Below are 26,582 nucleotides of genomic sequence, written 5' to 3'. Positions count from 1 at the left end.
ACGGGGAACTGCGCGAGAAGCGGGCACGGTCCGCACACGAAGGCAGAGTTTCAGGGGCGCGGGGAACTGCGCGAGAAGCGAGCACGGTCCGCAGCCGAAGGCAGGGTTTCAGGGGCGCGGGGAACGGCGCGAGAAGCGAGCACGGTCCGCAGCCGAAGGCAGAGTTTCAGGGGCGCGGGGAACGGCGCGAGAAGCGAGCACGGTCCGCAGCCGAAGGCAGAGTTTCAGGGGCGCGGGGAACGGCGCGGATCCCGCCGGGGCACGAGCCGCGGCCCACCCTGAAACCACCCTGAAACCCCGCTGAACCCACTCCCCCCCAAGCTCTGCCGCATGACGACAACGACCGGCACGACGACAACGGCGCCAACAACCCCCGAGCTCGCCATCGCGGCCACCGGACTGCGCAAGGCCTACGGCGACAAGACCGTCCTCGACGGCATCGACCTGCAGGTGCCGGCCGGCACCGTCTTCTCGCTCCTCGGACCCAACGGCGCGGGCAAGACCACCGCCGTGCAGATCCTCTCCACCCTGATCCGCGCCGACGCCGGCGAGATCCGGATCGCCGGGCACGACCTGCCCTCCGACGCCCAGGCGGTGCGCGCCGCGATCGGGGTCACCGGCCAGTTCTCGGCGGTCGACAACCTGATCACCGGCGAGGAGAACATGCTCCTCATGGCGGACCTGCACCACCTGCCCCGGCCCGAGGGCCGCAGGGTCGCCGCCGACCTGCTCGAACGGTTCGACCTGACCGAGGCGGCGAAGAAGCCCGCCTCCACCTACTCCGGCGGCATGCGCCGGCGGCTCGACATCGCCATGACCCTGGTCGGCAGCCCCAGGATCATCTTCCTCGACGAGCCGACCACGGGCCTCGACCCGCGCAGCCGGCACACCATGTGGAACATCATCCGCGGTCTCGTCACCGACGGCGTGACCGTCTTCCTCACCACGCAGTACCTGGAGGAGGCCGACGAACTCGCCGACCGCATCGCCGTGTTGAACGGCGGCAAGCTCGTCGCCCAGGGCACCGCGAGCGAACTCAAGCGGCTCGTACCCGGCGGCCACGTCCGGCTCCGCTTCACCGACCCGCTGGCATACGAGAACGCGGCCGCCGGCCTGCGCGAGGCGACCCGCGACGACGCGTCGCTGTCCCTGCAGATCCCGAGCGGCGGCAGCCAGCGCGAACTGCGCGCCATCCTCGACTGGCTCGACGCCGCCGCCATCGAGGCCGACGAGCTGACCGTGCACACCCCCGACCTCGACGACGTGTTCTTCGCCCTCACCGCCCACCCCGTCACCGGTGCCGCCCAGGCCGCCGCCACCCAGAAGGAGACCGTCCGATGAGCTCTCTGTCCCTCGCCCTGCGCGACTCCTCGACCATGCTGCGCCGCAACCTGCTGCACGCCAGGCGCTACCCCTCGCTCACCCTCAACCTGCTGCTCACGCCGATCATGCTGCTGCTGCTCTTCGTCTACATCTTCGGCGACACCATGAGCGTGGGCATCGGCGGCGGCACTCCCGACCGCGCCCGGTACATCGCCTACATCGTCCCCGGTCTGCTCCTGATGACCATCGGCTCCACCGTCGTCGGCACCGCGATCTCCGTCTCCAACGACATGACCGAGGGCATCATCGCCCGCTTCCGCACCATGGCCATCCACCGCGGTTCGGTGATCGTCGGACATGTCATCGGCAGCGTGCTGCAGTCGATCCTCAGCGTGGTGTTCGTCGGCGCCGTCGGCGTGGCCATCGGCTTCCGTTCCACCGATGCCACCGTCATCGAATGGTTCGCGGCGTTCGGACTGCTCGTGCTGTTCGCCCTCTCCCTCACCTGGATCGCCGTCGGCATGGGCCTGATCAGCCCGAACGCCGAAGCGGCCAGCAACAACGCGATGCCGCTGATCCTGCTGCCGCTGCTGTCCAGCGCGTTCGTGCCGCTCCACTCCATGCCGGGCTGGTTCCAGCCGATCGCCCAGTACCAGCCGTTCACCCCGGCCATCGAGACCCTGCGCGGCCTGCTGCTCGGCACGGAGATCGGCAACAACGGCTGGCTCGCCATCGCCTGGGCCGTCGGCCTCACCGTCCTCGGCTACTTCTGGTCGAAGGCCAAGTTCAACCGCGACCCGCAGCGCTGATGCCGCGCAGCACCAGCGCGGCGGCCCCCTCCAACTCGTCGCGCCCCAGGGCGGCGTACTCCGACACCGCGTCGGTGTACGCCGCCCCGTCGGCGTCCACGGCGGACTGCCGGGCCCGCGCCGCGGACATCGTCGGGAAGTCCCGGTGCACCCGCATCCGCTCGGCGAGCGCGAGCAGCCGTACGCCCGAGGTGTTGCCCCGGGCGAGCTCCGCCAGGCCGATCGCGAGCAGCATCGTGCCCGACACGGGCAGCTCGGCGGGACTGCCCTCCTCGCGCGGGCGGGACAGCAACTCCTGTGTGCGGGCGCACAGTTCACCGGCCTGCTCCGCCACCAGCTCCAGCCGGCCGTGCCGGGCGTGGGCGGCCACGGCCGTCGACTGGATCTGCATGGACCACGTCCCCACGAACGGGTCGTCGGGGTACAGCGCATCGGCCTCCCGCAGCTGCGCCACCGCCTGCCGCCACAGCCCGAGCCCCACCTCGGTCAACCCCCTGAGCAGGGCGATCTCCGCCCGCGACCCGAGCTCCGCGCTGAACACCTGGGCCGGCTCCGGCGGCTTCTCCAGAGCCGCGAGCTCAAGCCAGCGCTCCGCCTCGTCGATCTCGCCGCGCTGCAGACACGCCAGGACCAGCGCCCAGCGCACCCCCGCCGCGTCGTACCAGCCGGCCGCGTCGGCCCAGTCGCCGGTACGCTCCAGGACGTCCATCGACGCCAGCAGATGCCGGTACGCCTCCTCGCCCCGCTCGGTCTGCAGGCACAGCTCGCTGATCCGGCCGTGGGCGAGCATCTCGGTGGCCGGATTGCCCAGCGCGATCAGGGCGTCCAGCGCCCGGCGGGCCGATTCCAGGGCGCGGTCCACATCACGCTCGTACTCCCACACATAGCTGGCGAAGCACTCGGCGACCCCCGCGAGCAGCGGCGTGCCGGACTCGCACAGCTCCCGCAGCCTCGTGTAGTGCGGCGGGTGCACCTCGGGCAGGGCGCGCAGCACCGTGTCGAGGGCCCGCATCAGGGTGTCGGGCTCGGCGGGCGGAAGCCGCCGCAGGGTCACCAACTGCCGTACGGCGTGCGGCCCGTAGCCCATGAACAGGCTCAGCGTGCACACCACGGCCGCACTGCGGGCGGGCTCGATGTCGTCGGGCCCCGGTCTGAAGTGCGAGAGCGGCCCCGCGGTGTCGGCGGCCAGGCCGGTGAGGCGGCTGTAGTTGGAGTCGGTGGCCCACAGCGAGGCGAGCACGGCGGTCAGGCCCGCGAGGGTGGGGCGGTCGTCGCGGGCGAGGGCGTGGCGCAGAGCGAGGAAGAGATTGTCCTGCTCGATCCGCGTGAGCTCCCAGGACCGCAGCGAGTCGGGGCTGAACAGGGCGTCGTGGTGGCCCCGGCCGAAGTCCCGCGCCCAGGCGAGGAACCGGTCGGTGACGGCCTCCTCCTGCCCGGCCTCCGCGCGGCGGGCCGCGCTGAACTCCCGCACCGTCTCCAGCATGTGGAAGCGCACCCCGGACGCGGTGTCGGCCGCCTTGATCAGCGACTGGTCGGCGAGCTGTTCGAGGAGGAACAGCGCTTCGTCGCCGAGGACGTGTTCGGCCGCGTCCTCCCGGAAGCCGCCGGGGAACACCGAAAGGACGTGCAGCGCCGCCTGCGCGTCGGCATCGAGGAGGTTCCAGCTCCACTCGACGACGGCCCGCAGGGTGCGGTGGCGCTCCGGCACGTCGCGGCCGCCGCCGCGCAGCAGCGCGAACCGGTCGCCCAGACGCCGCGCGATCTCGGGCACCGACAGCACCCGTACCCGGGCCGCGGCCAGCTCGACCGCGAGCGGCAGCCCGTCGAGCTGACGGCACAGTTCCTGGACGGCCCGCTCCTCGAGCTCCGCGTCCGGCCGCGCGGCGCGGGCCCGCTGGCGGAACAGCTCGACGGTCGAGACGAGGCCGAGCTCGGACAGCGCGTACACCGACTCGGAGGTGAGACCGAGCGGCGCCCGGCTGGTGGCGAGCACCCGCAGCTCCTTGGAGCGCGCCACCAGGGCCCGTACGAGTTCGGCGGCGCCGCCGATGACGTGCTCGCAGTTGTCGAGCACGAGCAGCGCGGGGCCGGGGCCGAGCGCGCCCGCGATGCCGGCGACGAGACCGGCGGGGCCCGGCAGGCCGCGCACCGGGCCCGCGCCGAGCACCGAGGCCACCTCGGTGACCACGTCGTCGTCGGAGGTGACACCGGCCAGGGGGACGAAGTGCACCACGCGCTGCTCCGCCTCGCGCCCCACCGCGTGGGCGAGCCGCGTCTTGCCGAGGCCGCCGGGCCCGACGACGGTGGCGACCCGCGCGGTGCGCAACAGCCGGGTGAGGGCGGCCACGTCGTCGTCCCGGCCGAGCAGCGGATTGGGCTCGTGCAGCACACCGTGACGCACGAGCGGCGCCTCGCCGCGCAGCAACTCCTGGTGTACGGAGGTGAGTTCGCCGCCGGGGTCGGCGCCGAGTTCGTCCCGCAGGGCGCGCCGGTAGGTGTCGAACCGGGTGAGGGCCGCGGCGGGCCCCGTGGTGGCCGCCTCGCAGCGCAGCAGCTCCGCGAGGACCTCCTCGTCGCGGGGCAGTTCGCGGGCGAGCCGGGCCAGGGGGCGCAGCGCGTCGGCGCGCCGCCCGAGCCGGGCCAGCGCGAGCGCCCGTGACCGTTCGAGTCCGGCGTGCGCGGCGGAGCGCGCCAGGCGCAGCGCGGCGACCGGGTCGTGCAGGTCCTCGCCGGCGGCGCTGTCCACGGCCCCGTCCCACAGGGCGAGCCCGGCCTCGGCCTCGGCGAGCGCCTCCTCGTGTTCGCCGGCCCCGGCCCGTGCCTCGCTCGCCGCCGCGTGCAGCAGCAGCGCCGAGCTGTCCACCTGGTCGTCGGCGAGGGCGAGGCGGTAGCCGGCCGGGGTGCTGGCGATGACCTCGGACCCGAGCTGCGCCCGCACCCGCGACACCAGTACTTGCACCGCCTTGCCCGGCCGCTCGGGCAGCTCCTCGGTCCACAGCCCCTCCACGAGCCGGCCGGTACTGCATCCGGCCCGCAGGTCTTCGGCGAGCAGCGCGAGGAGCCCGCGCAGTCGCGGCGCGGTCACTTCCTGGCCCCGGTAGGCGACGCGCGTCAGCAAGGTCAACTCGGTGGTCACCCGTGCAGCGTAGTCAGCGCGGCGCCCCGCGTACCCAGATGGTCAAAAATATCTGTGTCCGCCGCGAGAGAAATCGAAGCGACGCCCCGTAAGGATTTCTTGCGCGACCGGCGGAAAGGAATTATTTACCGCGCCCTCACGAGATGCCGTGCTAAGGTCAATATCAGTTGCAGTTGTGGTTCCCAAAACTTCGGGCGACCGTACCGGCCTCTGTGCCGACGGGTGCTCTTTTGTATGTCCCGGTCATTCATTTCTCCGGGCGGGGTAATCATCGCAGTGACGCGGAGCCCGCACGGTGTGGGTTCCGGGAAATGCCCCGAAGGAGACAGACATGGCTGCCGGTACCGTGAAGTGGTTCAACGCAGAAAAGGGCTTCGGCTTCATCGAGCAGGAGGGTGGCGGCCCGGACGTGTTCGCCCACTACTCGAACATCGCCGCCCAGGGCTTCCGCGAGCTCCTGGAAGGCCAGAAGGTGAACTTCGACATCGCGCAGGGCCAGAAGGGCCCGACGGCCGAGAACATCGTTCCCGCCTGACGCGACGCGCACTTCCGAGCCGGGGCCCGCACCTTGGGGTGCGAGCCCCGGCTCGTCGCATTTCCGGGCGGCTCCCGCCGGCTCCTTTTCTCCCACCGCACCATCGCTCAGCGAATTCAAGCGTGATGCGATGCGCCTGCACGTACGACCAACGGGACCACTCGCTTTCCCTCGCGATTTCCCATGCCGTTCGTTTCCCTGGGAATTCCTTTCCTTCGCTCCCTGTGAGGCATCATGCGCTGCGTCATCGCCCGCTTCCCGTTCGATCTGACCAAGAGCGGGGTGGTGGCCTCCATGAAGGGCATCAAGCCCGAGCCCATTGTGGGTGAGTCCGTCCTCATCGGCCGCCGCCACTACCCGGTGAAGCAGGTGGGCGAGGTCATCACCCGTCAGGACCGCCGCGACTTCAGCGCGCAGGAAGTGAGCCGGGCGATGACCCGCCTCGGCTTCACCTGCCAGGCGCTGCCCGAGCCGGAGCCCGTGCGCGCGTTGACCCCGCTGGAGACGGCGTCCGCGCTGCTCGGCGTGTCCGCGCTCGCGTAGCCGACCGCACCGGGCGATCCGCCCGCACCGCACCACCACGAGGGCCCCGCCGACACCGGCGGGGCCCTCGTCGCCGTTGCCGGGCCGCCCGATGGTGTTGAATTCTTCGGGGCCTGGGTGCTGTGTCGCACCCGGGCCGCCACGAGGCGTTGCACAAAGAGGTGACATGACAGCGGATAGCCCCCTGACCGGCCGGCTGGACGACGACGACTACCCCGCCTACACGATGGGCCGGGCCGCCGAACTGATCGGCGCGAGTCCGGCGTTTCTGCGGGCACTCGGCGAGGCGCGGCTGATCACGCCGCTGCGGTCGGAGGGAGGGCATCGCCGCTACTCCCGCTACCAGCTGCGGATCGCCGCGCGCGCCCGCGAACTCGTCGACCAGGGCACGCCGGTCGAGGCGGCCTGCCGCATCGTGATCCTTGAGGATCAGCTGGAGGAGGCGCAGCGGCTCAACGCGGAGTACCGGGCGGCGAAGGACGACGCGCCGTGACCCGCGCCCACGTCCCGCGCAGTTCCCCGCGCCCCTTGAAACCCCGAGTTCGTCCGCGGACCGTGCGTGGTCGCTCGCGCAGTTCCCCGCGCCCCTGACCCCGCCTTCGGGTGCGGACCGTGCCCGCGTCCCGCGCAGTTCCCCGCGCCCCTTGACTGCCCGGTGCCGGCCCGCACGGGCACGGGCAGCCGGTCATGGGGTCCCCGTGGCCCCAAGGCCTTGGGGTGCGGCCGCCTCGCTCCTGGCCCATAGGGAGCGGACATGGCCGAGGTGGCGCGTCATGCACTTCTCGGCGGCCCGAGCCTCCCCGGCCAGCATGAGGTCGAGCAGTTCGATGTGCTCCTGTGCGGAGGGGATCAGCTCGTCGCGCTGGTCGAGCGCGGTCAGACCGTACAGGCGGGAGCGCTTGCGCAGGTCGCCGACCGTCTCGACCAGCCGCTCGTTCCCGGACAGCGCGAGCAGGGAGAGGTGGAAGCGGCGGTCGGCCTCCAGGTAGCCGATGAGGTCGTGGTCGCGGGCGGCGCGCACGATCTCCTCGGCGACCGGCCGCAGCGCCTCCAGGTCGGCGCGGTCCGCACTGCGCGTGATCCGGCCGATCATGGGGACCTCGATCAGCGCCCGGATCTCGGTGTACTGGTCGAGGTCGCGTTCGTTGACCTCGGTGACCCGGAACCCCTTGTTGCGCACGGGCTCCACAAGCCCCTCCCGCGCGAGGTCGAGCATCGCTTCGCGCACCGGGGTCGCGGAGATCCCGAAGTCCTCGGCGAGGCCGGGCGCCGAATAGACCTGGCCGGGGCGCAGTTCGCCGGAGATCAACGCCGCGCGCAACGCGTGGGCCACCTGGTCGCGCAGCCGCTCGGTGGTGGTGATGACCGTGCTCTGCTTCAGGTGCCCCATGCTGTTCCTCCGTACCGAGCGGAGACCCAGAGTACAATGTCACGTTGCTTTTCGGCCCGGCCACGATGCACGCCGTACGCCGGGCACACGGCTACGCGCTCACCCCGGCAATCCGTCCCGACCGTCGCCCCCGGCCAGCGCCGCGAGCGGCACGGGCGCCCCCAACGGGCGTCGTTCCGCCGGAGGTTCGGCCCCGCCCGCGAGGCAGGACACCGCCGTGCCGCACGTGCGCCCCTGGCACCAGCCCATGCCGGCCCGGGTGAGCAGCTTCACCGTACGGGCGTCGCGGGCGCCGTATTCCTCGACGGCCTCGCGGATCCGGCCCGCGGTCACCTCCTCGCAGCGGCACACCTCGGTGTCGTCGCGCAACCAGTCGAGCCAGCCGGGACCGGGGGCGTGTGCGGCCGCCATGGCCTCGGCGAAGGCGCGCAGACGCGCGCGCCGCCCGCGCAACCGCCGTACGCGCGTGCCGGGCCCGGGGTGACGCCCCAGCCGGGCCGCCACCGCCATGGCCGCCAACTCCCCTTCCACACAAGCCAGTTGCGCGCCCCCCACACCGCCAGGCTCGCCCGCCGCCCACAGACCCCGCACGGACGTCTCCTGGCGGCGGTCGAGCGCGAGGGCGAGGGCGCCGTCGGGGGTGCGGCGGGTGGCGCAGCCGAGGGTGGTGGCCAGGTCGATCGCCGGGACCAGGCCGTGGCCGACGGCCAGCGCGTCGCAGGCGATCTCGCGGCCCGTACCGGGCACCGGGCGCCAGCGCGGGTCGAGCCGGGCGACGGTGACCGCCTCGACGCGCTCGGCGCCGTGCACCGCGATCACCGCACTGCGGGTGCGCGGGACCACCCGGTGGCGAAGCAGCGCCGCGCCGTGCACCGCGGCCTCGGCCAGCTTGTGGGGGTTGGCGGCGACCGCGCCGGGCCTGCGGGCGTACCCGAGGTAGCCGGACGCCTCGATCACCGCCGGGACGTCGGCGCCGGCCGCGGCGAGCGAGGAGGCGACCGCCAGGAGCAGCGGCCCGCTCCCCGCGACGACGACCCGCTTCCCCGGCAGCACGAGCCCGGCCTTGAGCATGGCCTGCGCGCCGCCCGCCCCGATCACACCCGGCAACGTCCAGCCCGGGAAAGGGAGTTGGCGCTCGTACGCGCCGGTCGCGAGCAGCACGGCACGCGCCCGCACCCGGACGGGCCGCTCGCCGTCGCCGTCGGCGCCGGTGACGGCGTGCACGCTCCACCGGGTGTCGCCGTGCCGCTCGACCGCCCAGACGTGGTGACCCGCGAGATGTGTGACACCGCTCGCCGCCAGCCGTTCGCGCAGGTCGGCGAAGACGTCCCAGTCGTGGTGCAGCGCCTCGGGGCGGCGGGCCCCGAGGCCCGCCGCGGGCTGCCGGTAGAACTGGCCGCCGATCTGCTCGGCGAGATCCAACAGGGCTACGCGTAGGCCGAGTTCGGCCGCGACGACGGCTCCCGCGAGACCGGCGGGACCGCCCCCGACGACGGCGAGGTCGTACGTCTGCGGGGCGGCGTCGTGCGCCTGCGCCGGGCCGAAGGGACCAACGACCGCTTCAGACGGCACATCCCGCATGCCCCTCCCCCTCCTGTGTGGTGATCGCGTCGCCGGGCGCCGCGGGCACCAGGCAGGCCCGCCGGTTGGGCACGCCGTTGACCGTCGCGAGGCAGTCGTAACACTGGCCGATCCCGCAGAACGCTCCCCGGGGCCGGGCCCCGACACGCGTGGTGCGCCAGGTCAGGATTCCCGCCCCCCACAGCGCCGCGGCGACCGACTGGCCGGGCAGCGCGGACACGGCGCGCCCGTCGACCGTGATCTCGAACGCCGGCCCGGGGCGCGCCCCGGCCAGCTCCCTGGGGCTTCGCGCCACCACGGATCTCCTCTCCTCGAACCGAAGGCCGAACCGAAGGCCGAACCGAAGGCCGGCCACGCATCAGGCGCCGTCATCGAACCGCCCCGGGTCGAAAGCCCCTGCGTACGCGGGGAGTTCCGCCCCGAACAGGCCTTCCGCGATGAGCCACCCCGTAGCCGGGGCAAGCCCGATCCCCGCCCCCTCGTGCCCGCACGCGTGCGAAAGGCCCGGCACCCGCGGGTCGGCTCCGACGGCCGGGAGGTGGTCCGGCAGATAGGGCCGGAAGCCCGCGTACGTACGCAGCACCCGCACCCCGGCCAGGACCGGGAAGAGCCCGGCCGCCCCCGCCGCGAGGCGGGTGATCGCGTCAACGGACAGGGTGCGGTCGAAGCCGACCCGCTCCCGGCTCGCCCCGATGAGGACCGGCCCCGCCGGGGTGCCCTCGACCACGGGGGAGGTCTGGAGCGCGGCGGAGTCGCTGGCCACGTCGGCGACGTAGTCCGCCGCATACACCTTGTGCCGCACCACGCGCGGCAGCGGCTCGGTGACCAGGACGAAGCCGCGCCGGGGCAGCACCGGCAGGAACGCCCCGGCCAGGCGGGCGAGTTCGCCGCCCCAGGTGCCGGCGGCGTTCACGACGTGCGGCGCGTACAGCACCTCGGAGGAGGTCCGCACTCCGCGTACCGCGCCGTCGGGGCCGGTGAGCAGGGCGGTGACCTCCTGGCCGAGCCGGACCTCGGCGCCCGAGGCGCGCAGCAGATGGGCGGCGGCGAGGGCGGGCATGACCTGGGCGTCCTGCGGATAATGGAAGCCCCCTGCGAGACCCGGCGCCAGATGCGGCTCCAGATCGTGCAGCCGGTCGCCCGCGACCTCGTGCGTGGTGACGCCCGCCTTCGACTGGCCCGCGGCGAACGCGCGCAGCGCGCCCATTCCCGTCTCGTCCCGGGCGACGACGAGACCGCCCTTGGCCTCGTACTCGATCGCCGACGGGAGCAGCTCGGCGAGCTCCTGCCACAACTGGGTGGAGAGCAGGGCGAGTTCGAGCTCGGGGCCGGGCTCCTTGTCGGAGACGAGGAGGTTGCCCTCCCCCGACCCCGTCGTTCCGCCGGCCACCGCGCCCCGGTCGAGGACGGTGACCCGCAGACCGGCGCGGGTCGCGTAGTAGGCGCAGGCGGCCCCCACGACCCCCGCGCCCACCACGATGACATCCGCGGTGTTTCTCATGGATCTCATGGGCACGTCAGTAATATTTCACATGGCACTGGTGTTGCCAAGGGGCGTACTCGGCCTCGGGCGGGCTCAGCTTCGGACGGGCTCGGGCGCGCTCAGGTGGACTCGCGCCGCCCCCCAGGTGGACTCGGGCGCGCTCACAGGACCGTGCTGCCGAGCGGGCGCCCCGCCCTGGCCCCCGGCAGCACGTAGAACAGCGCCGAACCGTACTGCTCCGCATAGGAATTGAGCGCGTCACCGGCGGCGAGCCGCTGCCCCACCCGCGCGAAGAGCGCCGGGTCCTTCATGTACGCGAGGAGGAAGAGACCCCGGTCGGCCGGGCTGTTCTCGTAGGAGTAACCGCGCCGCAGCATCCGCGCACCCCCGTCGAGCCGGGGATCCGCGAGGCGTACGTGAGCGTCGGCGGGAAGGACGTAACTGCCTTCCGCAGTACGGGTGTTGATTTCTGCCGCGTCGTGCTCGCGGCCGCCGCCGAGCGGCTCGCCGCCCCGCTTGCGACGCCCGATGATCTGCTCCTGCCGGGCGACGGGCAGCCGCCCGAACTCCTCGACGCGCAGGCGCACCCGGCGCACCACGAGGAACGTACCGTCCGCGTAGGGCCCTTGCCCCGACAGCCAGACCCAGCGCTCGCTCTCCGCCGGCGTGGGGTTCGCCGTGCCGTGCTTGAACCCGAGCAGATCGCGCGGCGTCTCCCCGTCCCGCAGCGGCGCGAACACCCGGGCCCCGGCTCCGGAGCCGGGCCCTTCCCCGCCCTTGCCGCCCGACCCGTCCCGCGGCAGGAACGCGGCCTGACGCCAGCGGGCTCGCAGCACACCGGCCCCGGCCGCCGCGAGCAGCCCGGCAAGCCGCTCACAGCCCTGGGGATCGCGTGCGCAGATCTGTACGCCGATCTCGCCCCCGCCCAGCCCCACGTCGAGGTGCTCCCCCGCGAACGAGGGCAGTTCCCGCAGCGCCTCGGGCGCGCCGATGCCGATGCGCCCCGGCAGGGCGGGTCCGATACCGACGGTCACGGTGGGCCCCGGGCCCGTTCCGGCGAGCAGTTCGCTCCAGCGCGCGAGCAGCCTGCGCACCGCGTCCCGGCCGGGCGCGCCCCGGGTGCCCGGAGTGAGGTCGTAGGAGACGAAGAGGAGGTGCCGCTGCGGGGGCTCGACCACCCCGGCCTGCCGCACGGGCCCGGCCGGAGGTCCCTGAACGGGCCGCTCCTCGCGCGGGCGGCGCGGCACGGCGGCGTCGCACCCGCTCAGCGCGAACGCCACGGGAAGGGTGGCGAGGAGGGCGCGGCGCCGGAACCCGGAGTCACTCAAGTGATCGTACAAAACAGTACATTTCAGGAGAGAGGTGCTCGGCACGATACACCGGCGGGGCCCCGGGACGGCGGCGCACCGGCCCGCGATCCGCCTCCGCCACACGCGTGCAGCACGGTCGGGCACGTGAGAGTGGGGCTTCGACTGCCTTCCGGTGATCTTGACGGTCGGCGCGTCCGCCGTCACGCGCAGCGCGTCCGCAGTCACGCGGGGCGCGGCCGCCGTCACGCGGGGCCGGGTATGGGCTTCGTCACCGTGTCACGTGTTACCTACCCGATGGCTGGCACCATGCAGCATCTGACGGAAGGCGGCCGATATCCGTCATCCGTTTTCTGTTATCCGACCACTCGCCGAGTGTCTCCACTTCGTCGGGTCAGTTGGGTTCGGTGCTCCGGGAGAGTGGACGAGGCGTGATCAGTGAACAGGAAGCCGCGGTGGTCGTCGCGGCCCGAAGCGGGGACCAGCGGGCACGGGACGAGCTCGTCGCCGGACATCTGCCGCTCGTCTACAACATCGTCGGCCGGGCGCTGAACGGGCACGCCGACGTCGACGACGTCGTGCAGGAGAGCCTGCTGCGGATGCTCGACGGGCTCGGCTCGCTGCGCGACCCCGCGGCGTTCAGGTCGTGGCTGGTCGCCGTCACCATGAACGAGGTCCGCCGGTACTGGCAGGGCCACCGCCGCACCCCCGTCGACGGCGGACTCCAGGACGCCTACGACGTCGCCGACCCCGGCGCGGACTTCGTCGACCTCACCATCGTGCGGCTGGGTCTGTCCGGGCAGCGCAAGGAGGTCACGGAGGCCACTCGCTGGCTGGAGACCGACGACCGGGCCCTGCTGTCCCTGTGGTGGCTGGAGGCGGCCGGCGTGCTCACCCGGGGCGAGGTCGCCGCGGCGCTCGACCTGCCGGCCGAGCACGCCGCGGTGCGCGTCCAGCGCATGAAGGGCCAGCTGGAGACCGCCCGGGTCGTGGTGCGCGCCCTCGCCGGGACGCGGCGTTGCGGCGAGCTGTCCGGGCTCACGCTCTCCTGGGACGGCGCGCCGTCCGCGCTGTGGCGCAAGCGCATAGCCCGGCACGCCCGTACCTGCGCGGTGTGCTCCGGGCACTGGAGCGGGCTCATACCCGCCGAGGGCCTGCTCGTCGGGCTCGGTCTCGTCCCGGTGGCCGCGACGACGGCGGGGCTGCTCGCCGTTCTGCACGGCCGGGCTCCCGGTCTTCACACCCCCGATCTCCGGACGGCCGCGCACGCCACCACGCAGCCCCTCGCGCAGAGCGCCTCCCAGCCTGCCCCGCCCGCACCCCGGGCCTCCCACGGCGCGCACGCCGCGGGCAGGCGGCGGGCCCCCGCGTCCCGGCGCGACCGGCGCGACCAGCGGGCGCGGCGGCGGCGCAGGACCGGCGCCGTCATCGCCGCACTCGCCGTCGTCACCGCGCTGGGCGGGGCCTACCACTTCGTGACGGACTCCGGTGGTGACGCGTCCCGTTCGGTCGCGGACGCCCCCGCGACCACCACCGACGCGGCCGCCGCCGACGGCATCAGCACCAAGCCGTTGACGCCGTCCCCCTCGGCCTCCCACTCGCCGAGCCCGCACAGCGGTTCACCCAAGCCCAAGCCCAGCCCGGCGAAGCGTTCCGCGCCGCCCGCCGAGCCGTCCCCGCGCCCGGCCCCGCCGAAGCCCGCGCCGAGCACCAGGCGCGCGACGCCGAGCGCCGCCGACACGAGCACACCGGCCGCCGTGCAGCAGGTCCTGGATCTGGTCAACTCCGAGCGCTCCAAGGCGGGTTGCCCGGCGCTCACCAGCAATTCCAAGCTGTACGACGCGGCGCTCAAGCACTCCGAGAACATGGCCGCGCAGAACTTCTTCGACCACACCGACCCGAGCGGCGCGGGCCCCGGCGAGCGCATCACGGCCGCCGGGTACCAGTGGAGCGCGTACGGCGAGAACATCGCGCGGGGCCAGGCCGACGCGGCCGCCGTCATGGACTCGTGGATGAACAGTCCGGGCCACCGCGCCAACATCCTGAACTGCGGGTTCAAGGAGATCGGCATCGGTGTGCACTACGGGTCCGGCGGGCCGTGGTGGACGCAGGACTTCGGCACGCGGAGCTGATACCGCCGACGTACGAGGGCGGGCCCGGTCTTAGCGACCGGGCCCGCCCCTGTGCGTACGTGAGCGGTACCTACAGCGGTACCTACAGCGGGTACCTACAGCGCTACCTACCCGCTCATCCCTCGTCCTCCAGGTCGCCCTCGGTCTCCAGGTAGACCTGGCGCAGCGCTTCGAGGACGGCCGGGTCGGGCTTGGCCCACATGCCGCGCGACTCGGCCTCCAGGAGGCGTTCCGCGATGCCGTGCAGGGCCCAGGGGTTGGCGTTCTGGAGGAACTCGCGGTTGGCCGGGTCCAGGACGTACGTCTCGGTCAACTTGTCGTACATCCAGTCGGCGACCACGCCGGTCGTGGCGTCGTAGCCGAACAAGTAGTCCACGGTGGCGGCGAGTTCGAAGGCGCCCTTGTAGCCGTGGCGGCGCATCGCCTCGATCCACTTGGGGTTGACGACGCGGGCCCGGAAGACCCGGCTGGTCTCCTCGACCAGGGTGCGGGTCTTGACCGTCTCGGGGCGGGTGGAGTCGCCGATGTAGGCCTCGGGGGCGGTGCCGCGCAGGGCGCGGACGGTGGCCACCATGCCGCCGTGGTACTGGAAGTAGTCGTCCGAGTCGGCGATGTCGTGCTCGCGGGTGTCGGTGTTCTTCGCCGCGACCGCGATGCGCTTGTACGCCGTTTCCATCTCGTCCCGGGCCGGGCGTCCGTCGAGCTCGCGGCCGTAGGCGTAGCCGCCCCAGACCGTGTAGACCTCGGCGAGGTCGGCGTCGGTGCGCCAGTCGCGGGAGTCGATGAGCTGGAGCAGGCCCGCTCCGTAGGTGCCGGGGCGGGAGCCGAAGATGCGGGTGGTGGCGCGGCGTTCGTCGCCGTGCTCGGCGAGGTCGGCCTGGGTGTGGGCGCGCACGTAGTTGTGCTCGGCGGGCTCCTCCAGGGAGGCGGCGAGGCGTACGGCGTCGTCGAGCAGGCCGATGGTGTGCGGGAAGGCGTCGCGGAAGAAGCCCGAGATGCGCAGGGTGACGTCGATGCGGGGGCGGCCGAGTTCGTCGAGCGGGATCGGCTCCAGGCCGGTGACCCGGCGTGAGGCGTCGTCCCAGACGGGTCGCACGCCGAGCAGCGCCATGGCCTCGGCCACGTCGTCGCCCGCCGTGCGCATCGCGCTGGTGCCCCACAGGGAGAGCCCGACCGAGGTCGGCCAGTCGCCGTTGTCGGTGCGGTAGCGGTTGGCGAGGGACTCGGCGAGGGCCTGACCGGTCTCCCAGGCGAGCCGGGAGGGGACGGCCTTGGGGTCGACGGAGTAGAAGTTGCGACCGGTCGGCAGGACGTTGACCAGGCCGCGCAGCGGTGAGCCGGAGGGGCCCGCCGGGACGAAGCCGCCGTTCAGGGCGTGCACGGTGTGCTCGAGTTCGGCGGTGGTCGCGGCGAGGCGCGGCACGACCTCGCGGGCGGCGAACTCCAGGATGGCGCGCACCTGTTGGGGCTGCTCGGCGGGGATCGCAGCGAGGTCCCAGCCGGCGTCGTCCATCAACTGGACCAGGACGCGGGCCTGTTCCTCGGCCTCGTCGGCGCTGGTGCGGGTGGCGGCGGACTCGTCGAGGCCGAGTGCTTCGCGCAGGCCGGGCAGGGCGGTGGTGCCGCCCCAGATCTGGCGGGCGCGCAGGATCGCGAGGACGAGGTTGACGCGGTCGGCGCCGGCCGGGGCGTTGCCGAGTACGTGCAGGCCGTCGCGGATCTGGACGTCCTTGATCTCGCAGAGCCAGCCGTCGAGATGCATGATGAACTCGTCGAAGCCCTCGTCCTCGGGGCGGTCTTCGAGCCCGAGGTCGTGGTCGAGCTTCGCGGCCTGGATCAGCGTCCAGATCTGGGCGCGGATCGCGGGGAGCTTGGCCGGGTCCATGGCCGCGATCTGGGCGTGCTCGTCGAGGAGTTGCTCCAGGCGTGCGATGTCGCCGTAGGAGTCGGCGCGGGCCATCGGCGGCACCAGGTGGTCGATGAGCGTGGCGTGCACGCGGCGCTTGGCCTGGGTGCCCTCGCCCGGGTCGTTGACCAGGAACGGGTAGACCAGCGGGATGTCGCCGAGCGCGGCGTCGGGGCCGCAGGCGGCGGACAGGCCGGCGTTCTTGCCGGGCAGCCACTCCAGGTTGCCGTGCTTGCCGAGGTGGATCATGGCGTCGGCGCCGAATCCGCCGTCGGTGGCGCTCGCCGCGATCCAGCGGTAGGCGGCCAGGTAGTGGTGCGAGGGCGGCAGATCGGGGTCGTGGTAGATCGCGATCGGGTTCTCGCCGAAGCCGCGCGGCGGCTGGATGAGGATCAGCAGGTTGTCGCGGCGCAGGGCCGCGAGCACGATGTCGCCCTCGGGGTCGCCGCCCTGGCCCACACGGCTCCGGTCGAGGAACATCTCGCCGGGCGGCGGGCCCCAGTGCTGCTCGACGTTGGTGCGCAGCTCCTCGGGGAGCGTCGCGTACCAGCGCTTGTAGTCGGCGGCCGGGATGCGGACCGGGTTGGCGGCGAGCTGCTCCTCGGTGAGCCAGTCCTGGTCGTGGCCGCCCGCGTCGATGAGGGCGCGGATCAGCTCGTCGCCGTCGCCGGAGACGAGGCCGGGGATCGCGTCCTCGGGTCCGAAGTCGTAGCCCTCGGCGCGCAGTCGGCGAAGGAGTGCGACGGCGCTCGCGGGGGTGTCGAGGCCGACGGCGTTGCCGATGCGGGAGTGCTTGGTCGGGTACGCGGACAGGACGAGCGCGATGCGCTTGTCGGCGGCGGGGATGTGCTTCAGCTTGGCGTGGCGCACCGCGATCCCGGCGACGCGGGCGGCCCGCTCGTCGTCGGCGACGTACGCGGGCAGCCCGTCGGCGTCGATCTCCTTGAAGGAGAACGGCACGGTGATCAGGCGGCCGTCGAACTCGGGGACGGCGATCTGGCTGGCCGCGTCCAGGGGCGATACGCCCTCGTCGTTCTCCTCCCAGGCGCTGCGCGAGCCGGTGAGGCAGAGCGCCTGGAGGATCGGTACGTCCAGGCCGCTGAGCGCGCCCGCGTCCCACGACTCGTCGTCGCCGCCGGCCGACGCGGTGGCCGGCTTGGTGCCGCCGGCCGCGAGGACGGTGGTCACGATGGCGTCGGCGGCGCGCAGCTCGTCGATGAGCGCGGGCTCGGGGTCGCGCAGCGAGGACACGTACAGCGGGAGCGGGCGGGCCCCGGCGTCCTCGATGGCGCCGCACAGGGTGTCCACGAAGGCGGTGTTGCCGCTCATGTGGTGGGCGCGGTAGTAGAGCACGGCGACGGTCGGCCCCTCGACCATGCGGGCGGTGCGCTCAAGGGGGCCCCAGGACGGGGCGGGGGCGGGCGGCTCGAAGCCGTGGCCGGTGAGCAGCACGGTGTCGGACAGGAACCGGGCGAGCTGGTCGAGGTTGGCGGGGCCGCCGTGCGCGAGGTAGGCGTGCGCTTCGGCGGCGATGCCGACGGGCACGGTGGAGGCGGCCATCAGCTGGGCGTCCGGGGCCTGTTCGCCGGTCAGGACGACGACGGGGAGCCCGCTCGCGGTGAGCTGGTCAAGGCCGTCCTGCCAGGCGCGTACGCCGCCGAGCAGCCGTACGACGACGAGTCCGACGCCGTCGAGCAGCGTGGGCAGGGCGTCGAGGGCGAGGCGGGAGGGGTTGGCGAACCGGTACGTGACCGGTCCGTCCGCGGCGCGGGCGCTCAGGAGGTCGGTGTCGGACGTCGACAGGAGCAGGATGGGGCGGGGTTCCTCCGCGGGCTCCCCGGACGAGTGCAGCATGCGGCGTCAGGCCTTCCTCGGGGTGTCCGCGCCCCGGGTGGTGTCGGATGGTCTCCCCTGCGGGGGAGGGGGAGTTCCTGACTCACCCGGTCTCCGAGCTGGCCTCGGTGCGGGCTCACAGTGGCGGGACCGCGCCGGAATCGCACCGGGCTTCCTCCCCTGTCGCCGTGGCCGGCGACGCCGGCGGGCCGGTTGGCCTGCCGCCTGCATAGTAGCGACCCCGCACGGCCCCCCTCCGGGCCCGGTTCGCTTTCGGCCGCGGGCGAGTGGCCGGTGGCTCGCGCCCCTGGGAACCCCGCCACCGTCCGCGACCCGGCGGACCCTTGCTCGCGCAGTTCCCCGCGCTCCTTGACCCCGCTTTCGTCCCGCGGGCCGTGGACGGCTGGTCGCGCAGTTCCCCGCGCCCCTAACCCCGCTTTCGTCCGCGGACCGTGCCCGCGTCTCGCGCAGTTCCCCGCGCCCCTAACCCCGCTTTCGTCCGCGGACCGTGCCCGCGTCTCGCGCAGTTCCCCGCGCCCCTTAGGTATTCGATGCCGGGCAGCATGGGCCACCTCAGCCCGTCAGGGGGGTCCCCCCTGGCCCTTGAGGCCTTGGGGGAGATTGAGGACGAGCGCCCTTGAGGCGCGATACGGGGTCCGGGGCGGAGCCCCAGGGGGCCGCACCTTCGGAGTTGCCGCACGGGTGGGTGGGAAAACCCGTGGGGGCTGGGGCGCGGCCCCGGGCCGCGTGTCTCAGCCGGCCGCACCTCCGGAGGGTCTCGGGGAGGGGCGGGGTGGGGAGAGCCTCCCGGGGTCGCCGCCGCCGGCTCGTGGGTATGCTCGCCGCCATGCCGCCCTCCTCCGCAACACCCCCCAACCAGGGCGAACCCTCCATAGGGCGCACCCCGGGAGAAGTCGCCCACGACCCCGTCGTACGGGACCGCGGCGACGCCTGCCCCGGAGCCCTGCGGCTGCACCCCGCCGGCGACGGCAACCTGGCCCGACTCCGCCTGCCCGGCGGTATTTTGACGACCCGTCAGGTAGACGCGCTGGCCACCGCGGCGGAGCGGTACGCGGACGGTCACCTCACCCTGACCTCCCGCGGCAACGCGGAGCTGCGCGGCATCGAGGACACCCACGCGAACGCACTCGCCGAACTCCTGCGCCACACCGCCCTCATGCCCTCCGAGACCCACGAGCGCGTCCGCAACATCGTCGCGTCCCCCCTGGCAGGACTGGACGGCCGCGGCAACGGCACCCTCCTCCCCCGCCTGCGCGCCCTGGACGCCCTGCTGTGCGGCCGGGCGTGGACGACCGCGCTCTCGGGCCGCTTCCTGTTCGCCCTGGACGACGGCCGCGGCGACGTCGCGAGCCTCGGCGCCGATGTGACGTTGCTCGCACAGGACCGGGGCACCGGGCGGCAGGACACGGTGGTCGTACGCGTCGGGGCGAGCGCGCTGCGCGTGGCGGCGGCCGACGCCCCGCGCGCCGCCCTGGAAGCCGCCCGCGCCTTCCTCGACGCGGCCGCCGCCGCGGGCAACGGTGCCTGGCGGGTGCGCGAGCTCCCCGCGGGCCACGACGTCGACCTCGCGTCCGCCCTGGCCCGCGCCGGCATCCCGGCCACCCCGGCCCCCGAACCGGACACCGGCGGGACGACCCCCGCCCCGGCCCCGGCCCCCGGCATCGTCGCGGCCCCCGACGGGACGTACGCCGTGGTCGTGACCCCCGTACTGGGCCGTGTGACGAGCGCCGGGCTCCGGGCGCTGAGTGGCCCCGGCGGCGAGGTCAGGATCACCCCGTGGCGCGGGTTCGTCGTCCCCGGGTTCGACGAGCGGGGCGCCCGCGAGCGGCTGCGGGAGCTGGACGACGCCGGGTTCAGCACCCGTCCCGACGCCCCGTGGGCCGGGGTCGGGGCGTGCACCGGGCGGCCCGGGTGCGCCAAGGCGCTGGCCGACGTGCGCCGGGACGCCCTGCCGGGCACGGGCGGCCTGCCGGTCCACTGGTCGGGGTGCGAGCGGCGCTGCGGGCATCCGCACGGCGACTGGGTGGACGTGACGGCGACCGCCGACGGCCACTACACGGTGACGGTACGCGGCACGCAGGAGCACCAAGTGCCGCTGGAAACAGGCGAGTTGCCGAAGGCGGTGGCCCGTGCGCGGGGCGGCCGTCCGGGAGCGTACGGGACAGGGACAACGACGAGATGAGCGAGAGCACAGTGTTCGACTACGAGAAGGACGGCGCGGAGATCTACCGCCAGTCCTTTGCCACGATCCGCGCCGAGGCCGACCTCGCCGGGCTGCCCGCCGACGTCAGCCAGGTCGCGGTCCGCATGATCCACGCCTGCGGCATGACGGACCTGACCCGCGACCTCGGCTGGACTCCCGGCGTCGTGGCCCGCGCCCGCGAGGCGCTGCGCGCGGGCGCACCGATCCTGTGCGACGCGCGGATGGTCGCCAGCGGGGTGACCCGCAAGCGGCTGCCCGCCGACAACGAGGTGATCTGCACCCTGAACGACCCGACCGTTCCCGGCCTCGCGGCGAAGCTGGGCACCACGCGCAGCGCCGCCGCACTGGAACTGTGGCGCGACCGGCTCGACGGCGCGGTCGTGGCCGTCGGCAACGCGCCCACCGCCCTGTTCCGGCTGCTCGAAATGATCGAGGAGGGCGCGCCGCGTCCGGCGGCCGTCATCGGCGTGCCGGTCGGGTTCATAGGCGCCGCCGAGTCGAAGGACGCGCTGGCCGCGCACCCTTCGGGCCTGGAGCACCTGGTGGTACGGGGCCGGCGCGGAGGCAGCGCGATCGCCGCCGCCGCACTCAACGCGATCGCGAGCGAGGCGGAATGAGCGAGAACAGCGCACCCGACGAGTCCGGCGAGAACGGCGGCACGACCGGCCGTCTCTACGGGGTCGGGCTCGGCCCCGGCGACCCGTCCCTGATGACGGTCCGCGCGGTGGAGGCGATCGCCGAGGCCGACGTGGTGGCGTACCACTCGGCGCGGCACGGCCGTTCCATAGCGCGCTCGATCGCGGCGAAACACATCCGTGCCGACCACATCGAGGAGAAGCTGGTCTACCCGCTGACGGTGGAGACCACCGACCACCCCGGCGGCTACCGGGGCGCCTTGAACGACTTCTACGAGGAGGCCTCGGCGCGCCTGGCCGAGCACCTCGACGCGGGCCGCACGGTCGCCGTGCTCGCCGAGGGCGACCCGCTGTTCTACGGCTCGTACCAGCACATGCACAAGCGGCTCGCGCACCGCTACCCGACGGAGGTGATCCCCGGCGTGACGTCGGTGAGCGCCGCCGCCGCCCGGCTCGGCGAGCCCCTGGTGGAGGCCGAGGAGGTGCTGACGATCCTGCCCGGCACACTGCCGGAGGAGGAGCTCACCGCGCGCCTGGCCGCCACCGACTCGGCGGTCGTGATGAAGCTGGGCCGCACGTTCACCAAGGTCCGCCGGGCGCTTGAGCGTTCGGGCCGTCTGGACGAGGCCCGCTATGTGGAGCGCGCCACGATGGCGGGCGAGCGTACCGGTCAACTCGCCGACATCGACGCCGAGTCGGTGCCTTACTTCTCCGTCGCGGTGCTGCCCAGCCGCATCGACGCCACGCCGCCCGTGCGCGAGCGCGGCGAGGTCGTCGTCGTCGGCACCGGCCCGGCCGGCCCGCTGTGGCTGACCCCCGAGTCGCGGGGCGCGCTCGCCGCCGCCGACGACGTCGTCGGCTACACCACGTACGTGGACCGGGTGCCCGAGCGTCCCGGGCAGCTGCGGCACGGCTCGGACAACAAGGTGGAGTCCGAGCGCGCCGAGTTCGCCCTCCAACTGGCCCTGCGGGGCAGGCGGGTCGCGGTGGTGTCGGGCGGCGACCCGGGCATCTTCGCGATGGCGACGGCCGTCCTCGAAGTGGCCTCGCAGCCCGAGTACGCGGACGTACCGGTGCGGGTCCTGCCGGGGGTGACCGCGGCGAACGCGGCCGCCGCCCGCGCGGGCGCCCCGCTCGGCCACGACTACGCGACGATCTCGCTGTCCGACCGGCTCAAGCCCTGGGAGGTCATCGCCGGGCGGCTGCACGCGGCGGCCGCCGCCGATCTCGTCCTCGCGCTGTACAACCCCGGCTCCGCCAGCCGCACGTGGCAGGTCGCCAAGGCGCGCGAGCTGCTCCTGGAACACCGCGCGCCGGACACCCCGGTCGTGGTCGCCCGGGACGTGGGCGGCCCCGCCGAACGCGTCCGCATCGTGCGCCTGACGGATCTGGACCCGGCCGAGGTCGACATGCGCACGATCCTGCTGGTCGGCTCCTCGCAGACCCGTACGGTCCGGCGCGGCGACGGCGAGGAGATCGTCTGGACCCCGCGCCGCTACCCGGAGGGCTGAGGCCAGCCCGCGGGGCCGTCCCGAGGGCTCAGACACCCTGCGGGGGCCGTCCCGAAGACTCGGGCACCCCGCGGGGCCACCCCGAGGGCCGACTGCCACGCGCGGTCACGCGATGAATCGCCGCGCCCAGGCGGCCGCCTCCTCGGGGGTGGCCGCCACGCCCACCCCCTCCGGCACGGGCGGCCGGCGCACCACGACGACGGGAACGCCCGCCTCGCGGGCCGCGGCGAGCTTGGGCGCGGTCGCCGCGCCCCCGCTGTCCTTCGTCACAAGGACGTCGATCCGATGGGCCCGCAGCACCTCCCGCTCCGCTTCGAGGGTGAACGGGCCGCGGTCGAGCAGCACCTCCATCGCGGCGGGGTACGGCGGCTCGGGCGCGTCCACGGACCGCATGAGGAACCACAGCCCGTCGAGGCCCGCGAACGCGGCGAGACCCATGCGTCCGGTGGTGAGGAAGACGCGGCGGCCGAGCGCGGGCAGCAGGCCGGCGGCCTCCTCCAGGGAGCCCGCCGGGTGCCACTGGTCGGCGTCGCCCGCGACCCAGCCGGGGCGGCGCAGCGCGAGCAGGGGAACATGGGCCTCGGCGGCGGCCGCCGCCGCGTTGAAACTGATCGTCCGGGCGAAGGGATGGGTGGCGTCGATGAGCGCGTCCACCGCGTGCGTACGCAGCCACCGGGCGAGCCCGTCGGCGCCGCCGAACCCGCCGATCCGGACCTCGCCGGGCGGCAGCCGGGGCTCGGCGACCCGCCCCGCGAGCGAGCTGGTCACGCGCACGCCGGCGGCCTCGTCGCCGTGCAGCAGCCCCGCCAGGCGACGGGCCTCGCCCGTACCCCCCAGAATCAAGATGTGCACAGGATCCGGTTCCGTTCGTGAGTGAGGCCGCAGGTCATGAGTGAGGCGAAGGGCGGGCCCGAGGCCCCTGAGGCCAAGGGGGGCCGCGGCGCCCAACTCAAGCACACCGGTCTGCGCCCCGGCTGGACGACCGGTGCCTGCGCGACGGCGGCCACGACGGCCGCGTACACCGCGCTGGTGACCGGCGACTTCCCCGACCCGGTGACGATCACGCTGCCGCGCGGCCAGACGCCCGCGTTCGCGCTCGCCGCGGAGGAACTGGCCGGCGGGCACGCCATGGCGGCCGTGGTGAAGGACGCGGGCGACGACCCGGACGTCACCCACGGCGCGCTGATCCGCTCGACGGTACGACTGCTTCCGCCCGGCTCCGGCGTGGTGTTCCGGGCCGGCGACGGCGTGGGCACCATCACCCGCCCCGGCCTGCCCCTGCCGGTGGGCGAACCGGCCATCAACCCGGTGCCGCGCCAGATGATGCGCGACCACGTGGCGCTGGTCGCCGAACGGCACGGCGCCCCGGGGGACGTCGAGATCACCATCGCGGTGGACCACGGCGCGGAGATCGCCCGCTCGACCTGGAACCCGCGCCTGGGCATCCTGGGCGGCCTGTCCATCCTGGGCACGACCGGCATCGTGGTGCCGTACTCGTGCTCGGCGTGGATCGACTCGATCCGGCGCGGCGTGGACGTGGCGCGCGCGGCCGGCCGTACGCACCTGGCGGGCTGCACGGGCTCGACGTCGGAGAAGACGGTCGTCGCGGAGTACGGCCTGCCGGAGGACGCGCTGCTCGACATGGGGGACTTCGCGGGCGCGGTCCTCAAGTACGTACGCCGTCATCCGGTGGACCGCCTCACCATCTGCGGCGGCTTCGCCAAACTGTCCAAGCTGGCCGCGGGCCACCTGGACCTCCACTCGGCGCGCTCGCAGGTGGACAAGGGCTTCCTGGCGGACCTGGCCCGCGCGGGCGGCGCGGGTGAGGCGCTCGCGGCGGAGGTGGCCGGGGCCAACACGGGTCTGGGTGCGCTCCAGCTGTGCGCGGCGGCGGGCGTCCCTCTCGGCGACCTGGTCGCGGTCCGGGCCCGCGACGAGGCCCTCGCCGTGTTGCGGGGGGCGCCGGTGGAGGTGGACGTCCTGTGCATCGACCGAGCGGGCCAGGTAGTGGGCCGCAGCACCCCGGGCCCACCCTCACACCGGCCAGCCTGAGGATGCTCATGCCGCTCGGCGCCGGGTCACCTGCGAGCCGGGTCACCCGCAAGGGGCGCGGGGAAGTGCGCGGCCAGCCGTCCACGACCCGCACCCGAACGCCCAGCCGAGCGCGGCGGGAGCGCTCAGTCCCGGCACCGCTCCGCCGAATACAGGTGGCTGTCCCGGAACCCGGCCGCTCCCAGCACCCGCCCCACGAGAATCACAGCCGTACGCACCACACCCGCACCCTTCACCTGCTCCGCGATGTCGGACAGCGTGCCGCGCAGCACCAGCTCCTCCGGCCGGGACGCGAAGGCCACCACCGCCGTGGGGCAGTCCGCGCCGTAGTGCGGCACGAGTTCCTCGACCACGCGGTCGACGTACCCCGCCGCCAGGTGCAGCACCAGCAACGCCCCACTGCGCCCGAGCGTCGCGAGGTCCTCGCCCTCCGGCATCGCGGTGGCCCGCTGCGCGATGCGGGTGAGGATGACGGTCTGGCCCACGGTCGGCACGGTGAGCTCCCGCTTGAGCGCGGCCGCCGCCGCAGCGAACGCGGGCACTCCCGGTACCACCTCGTACGGCACCCCCGCCGCGTCGAGCCGCCGCATCTGCTCGGCCATCGCGCTGAACACCGACGGATCACCGGAGTGCAGCCGGGCCACGTCGAGCCCGGCCTCGTGCGCCCGCACCAACTCCCCCGTGATCTCATCCAGGTTGAGCTGTGCGGTGTCCACCAGCCGGGCGCCCTCGGGGCACTCGGCGAGGAGTTCGCGCGGCACCAGGCTGCCCGCGTACAGACACACCCGGCAGGAGGCGAGCGTACGAGCGCCGCGCACCGTGATCAGGTCGGCGGCGCCGGGCCCCGCACCGATGAAGTACACGGTCATGTGGCTGCTCCTGAAGGGGTGTTGAGGGTTTCTGTTGTGGCTTTGACCACCGCCCACTGGGTGACGGGCATGGCCTGACGCCAGCCCGTGAAGGTGCCGACCGGCACGGCGTGCGCGACCGCGAGCCGGACGAGTTCGCCGCCGTGGCGCCGGTACCACTGGGCGAGCAGCGCCTCGGATTCGAGCGTGACGGTGTTGGCCACGAGACGCCCGCCGGGCGCGAGCGCCTCCCAGCACGCGTCGAGCAGACCGGGCACGGTGAGCCCGCCGCCGATGAACACGGCGTCGGGCGCGGGGAGTTGAGCGAGGACGCCCGGCGCGGCGCCGCCGACGACACGCAGCCCCGGCACTCCGAGCCGCTCCGCGTTGCGGCCGATCCGTACGGCCCGCCCGGGATCCCGCTCGACGCTGATGGCCCGGCAGGAGGGGTGCGTACGCATCCACTCCACCGCGATCGAGCCGGAGCCGCCACCGACGTCCCAGAGCAGTTCGCCGGGTGCGGGCGCGAGCGCGCCGAGGGTGGCGGCGCGGACGTGCCGCTTGGTGAGCTGACCGTCGTGTTCGTACGCGTCGTCGGGCAGCCCCGGCACGGCGCCGAGCCGGAGGGCGCCGACGGCGCGGCGGCAGTCGACGGCGACGACGTTGAGCGCGTCACGGGCGGGCTCGTCCCAGGTGTCGGCGACGCCGTCCCGGCACCGCTCGTCCTCGGACCCGAGCTGTTCGAGCACCCGCATCCGGCTCGGCCCGAACCCGCGGTCGCACAGCAGCGCCGCGACCTCGGCCGGGGTGCGGGCGTCGGCGCTCAGGACCAGCACCCTGCGCCCGTCGTGCAGCGCGGCCGCGAGCCGGGCGGCCGGCCTGCCGACGAGCGTGACGACCTCGGTCTCCTCGACGGGCCAGCCGAGCCGGGCGCAGGCGTAGGCGAGCGAGGAGGGGTGCGGGAGGATGCGGGGCGGGGCGCCGAGCACCTCGGTGAGGGTGCGGCCGATCCCGTAGAACATGGGGTCGCCACTGGCCAGGACGGCGATGCGGCGGCCTCGGTGGGCGTCGATCAGCCCCGGCACGGCGGGCCGCAGCGGGCTCGGCCAGGCGACGCGCTCGCCGTCGCACTCGCCGGGCAGCAACGCGAGCTGGCGCGCCCCGCCGATGACGACACCGGCCCCTCGAAGCACCGCCTGGGCTCTCCTGGTGAGCCCGTCCCACCCGTCGGCCCCGATGCCGACGACGGTGATGTCGGGGTGGGGGGTGGGGGGGTTCTTCACGGGTACCTCGGGGATGCGGGGGGCTGGCCCCGCACTCTACTGTCCAGCGCC

20 protein-coding genes and 1 riboswitch are annotated in these 26,582 nt (G+C 74.0%); of the genes, 10 read left to right on the top strand and 10 right to left on the bottom strand.

What is annotated here, in order from left to right; translation table 11 throughout:
* The first annotated feature begins 330 nt into the window (after positions 1–330).
* Positions 331–1,341 carry an ATP-binding cassette domain-containing protein gene (locus tag OG432_RS17935; protein ID WP_328311958.1) on the top strand — a complete coding sequence of 337 codons (1,011 nt, stop codon included), beginning with the start codon at positions 331–333 and terminating at the stop codon, positions 1,339–1,341.
* A complete protein-coding gene (locus tag OG432_RS17930; RefSeq protein WP_328311957.1) occupies positions 1,338–2,132 on the top strand; it encodes an ABC transporter permease in 795 nt (264 codons plus the stop codon). The genes OG432_RS17935 and OG432_RS17930 overlap by 4 nt, the downstream gene beginning before the upstream one ends.
* Here OG432_RS17930 and OG432_RS17925 read toward each other — a convergent pair.
* Positions 2,110–5,268 (bottom strand): ATP-binding protein, encoded by a 3,159-nt coding sequence (locus OG432_RS17925; protein ID WP_328311956.1) that lies wholly within the window; start codon positions 5,266–5,268, stop codon positions 2,110–2,112. The two genes, OG432_RS17930 and OG432_RS17925, sit on opposite strands and share 23 nt — an antisense overlap.
* Before the next feature lie 331 nt (positions 5,269–5,599).
* Here OG432_RS17925 and OG432_RS17920 point away from each other — a divergent pair, with 331 nt between their 5' ends.
* From OG432_RS17920 to OG432_RS17910, 3 genes are all read left to right on the top strand, one after another.
* Positions 5,600–5,803, top strand: coding sequence for a cold-shock protein (locus tag OG432_RS17920; RefSeq protein WP_267058905.1), 204 nt, complete (start codon positions 5,600–5,602; stop codon positions 5,801–5,803).
* A 234-nt stretch (positions 5,804–6,037) separates the two neighbouring features.
* Positions 6,038–6,346 (top strand): SCO5918 family protein, encoded by a 309-nt coding sequence (locus tag OG432_RS17915; RefSeq protein ID WP_328311955.1) that lies wholly within the window; start codon positions 6,038–6,040, stop codon positions 6,344–6,346.
* Positions 6,347–6,512: 166 nt separating this feature from the next.
* Positions 6,513–6,839: a MerR family transcriptional regulator gene (locus OG432_RS17910; protein WP_328311954.1), complete on the top strand. Its 327-nt coding sequence runs from the start codon at positions 6,513–6,515 to the stop codon at positions 6,837–6,839.
* Positions 6,840–7,031: 192 nt separating this feature from the next.
* Here the strand turns inward: OG432_RS17910 and OG432_RS17905 are convergent, their stop codons facing one another.
* The 5 genes from OG432_RS17905 to OG432_RS17885 form a co-directional block, all read right to left on the bottom strand.
* On the bottom strand, positions 7,032–7,736 hold the full coding sequence (locus OG432_RS17905; protein ID WP_328311953.1) for a GntR family transcriptional regulator: 705 nt from the start codon (positions 7,734–7,736) through the stop codon (positions 7,032–7,034).
* 99 nt (positions 7,737–7,835) lie between these two features.
* Positions 7,836–9,317, bottom strand: coding sequence for an NAD(P)/FAD-dependent oxidoreductase (locus tag OG432_RS17900; protein WP_328311952.1), 1,482 nt, complete (start codon positions 9,315–9,317; stop codon positions 7,836–7,838).
* On the bottom strand, positions 9,298–9,612 hold the full coding sequence (locus tag OG432_RS17895) for a (2Fe-2S)-binding protein (protein ID WP_328315141.1): 315 nt from the start codon (positions 9,610–9,612) through the stop codon (positions 9,298–9,300). Before OG432_RS17895 ends, OG432_RS17900 begins: the two co-directional genes overlap by 20 nt.
* Before the next feature lie 63 nt (positions 9,613–9,675).
* Positions 9,676–10,827 carry an NAD(P)/FAD-dependent oxidoreductase gene (locus tag OG432_RS17890; RefSeq protein WP_328311951.1) on the bottom strand — a complete coding sequence of 384 codons (1,152 nt, stop codon included), beginning with the start codon at positions 10,825–10,827 and terminating at the stop codon, positions 9,676–9,678.
* Between the two features lie 134 nt (positions 10,828–10,961).
* The gene (locus tag OG432_RS17885; protein ID WP_328311950.1) at positions 10,962–12,128 is read right to left on the bottom strand and encodes a Dyp-type peroxidase; all 1,167 of its coding nucleotides are present in this window, start codon (positions 12,126–12,128) and stop codon (positions 10,962–10,964) included.
* Positions 12,129–12,538: 410 nt separating this feature from the next.
* Between OG432_RS17885 and OG432_RS17880 the strand changes: the two genes are divergently transcribed.
* Positions 12,539–14,239, top strand: coding sequence for a sigma-70 family RNA polymerase sigma factor (locus OG432_RS17880; RefSeq protein ID WP_328311949.1), 1,701 nt, complete (start codon positions 12,539–12,541; stop codon positions 14,237–14,239).
* 115 nt (positions 14,240–14,354) lie between these two features.
* Here OG432_RS17880 and cobN read toward each other — a convergent pair whose 3' ends face one another.
* Complete coding sequence (gene cobN / locus OG432_RS17875) at positions 14,355–17,999, bottom strand: cobaltochelatase subunit CobN (RefSeq protein ID WP_328311948.1); 3,645 nt, start codon at positions 17,997–17,999, stop codon at positions 14,355–14,357.
* A 71-nt stretch (positions 18,000–18,070) separates the two neighbouring features.
* Positions 18,071–18,177, bottom strand: a riboswitch (cobalamin riboswitch).
* 636 nt (positions 18,178–18,813) lie between these two features.
* Between cobN and OG432_RS17870 the strand changes: the two genes are divergently transcribed.
* The 3 genes from OG432_RS17870 to OG432_RS17860 are packed head-to-tail and all read left to right on the top strand — an operon-like array spanning position 18,814 to position 22,348.
* The gene (locus OG432_RS17870; protein WP_443058582.1) at positions 18,814–20,181 is read left to right on the top strand and encodes a cobalamin biosynthesis protein CobG; all 1,368 of its coding nucleotides are present in this window, start codon (positions 18,814–18,816) and stop codon (positions 20,179–20,181) included.
* Complete coding sequence (locus OG432_RS17865) at positions 20,178–20,819, top strand: precorrin-8X methylmutase (protein ID WP_328311946.1); 642 nt, start codon at positions 20,178–20,180, stop codon at positions 20,817–20,819. The genes OG432_RS17870 and OG432_RS17865 overlap by 4 nt, the downstream gene beginning before the upstream one ends.
* Entirely contained in the window at positions 20,816–22,348 is a 1,533-nt protein-coding gene (locus OG432_RS17860) for a precorrin-2 C(20)-methyltransferase (protein WP_328311945.1), read from the top strand. The genes OG432_RS17865 and OG432_RS17860 overlap by 4 nt, the downstream gene beginning before the upstream one ends.
* Before the next feature lie 105 nt (positions 22,349–22,453).
* Here the strand turns inward: OG432_RS17860 and OG432_RS17855 are convergent, their stop codons facing one another.
* The gene (locus OG432_RS17855) at positions 22,454–23,200 is read right to left on the bottom strand and encodes a cobalt-precorrin-6A reductase (RefSeq protein WP_328311944.1); all 747 of its coding nucleotides are present in this window, start codon (positions 23,198–23,200) and stop codon (positions 22,454–22,456) included.
* A 36-nt stretch (positions 23,201–23,236) separates the two neighbouring features.
* On the opposite strand from OG432_RS17855, the gene OG432_RS17850 reads away from it, so the two are divergent.
* Positions 23,237–24,400 (top strand): cobalt-precorrin-5B (C(1))-methyltransferase, encoded by a 1,164-nt coding sequence (locus OG432_RS17850; RefSeq protein ID WP_328311943.1) that lies wholly within the window; start codon positions 23,237–23,239, stop codon positions 24,398–24,400.
* A gap of 125 nt (positions 24,401–24,525) precedes the next feature.
* Here OG432_RS17850 and cobM read toward each other — a convergent pair whose 3' ends face one another.
* Positions 24,526–25,269: a precorrin-4 C(11)-methyltransferase gene (gene cobM / locus OG432_RS17845; RefSeq protein ID WP_328311942.1), complete on the bottom strand. Its 744-nt coding sequence runs from the start codon at positions 25,267–25,269 to the stop codon at positions 24,526–24,528.
* Entirely contained in the window at positions 25,266–26,531 is a 1,266-nt protein-coding gene (gene cbiE / locus OG432_RS17840) for a precorrin-6y C5,15-methyltransferase (decarboxylating) subunit CbiE (RefSeq protein WP_443058405.1), read from the bottom strand. Before cbiE ends, cobM begins: the two co-directional genes overlap by 4 nt.
* Positions 26,532–26,582: the final 51 nt, after the last annotated feature.

The sequence above is a fragment of the Streptomyces sp. NBC_00442 genome (assembly GCF_036014195.1).
GTDB lineage: Bacteria > Actinomycetota > Actinomycetes > Streptomycetales > Streptomycetaceae > Streptomyces.
This window is presented reverse-complemented; position numbering and strand designations above follow the sequence as displayed.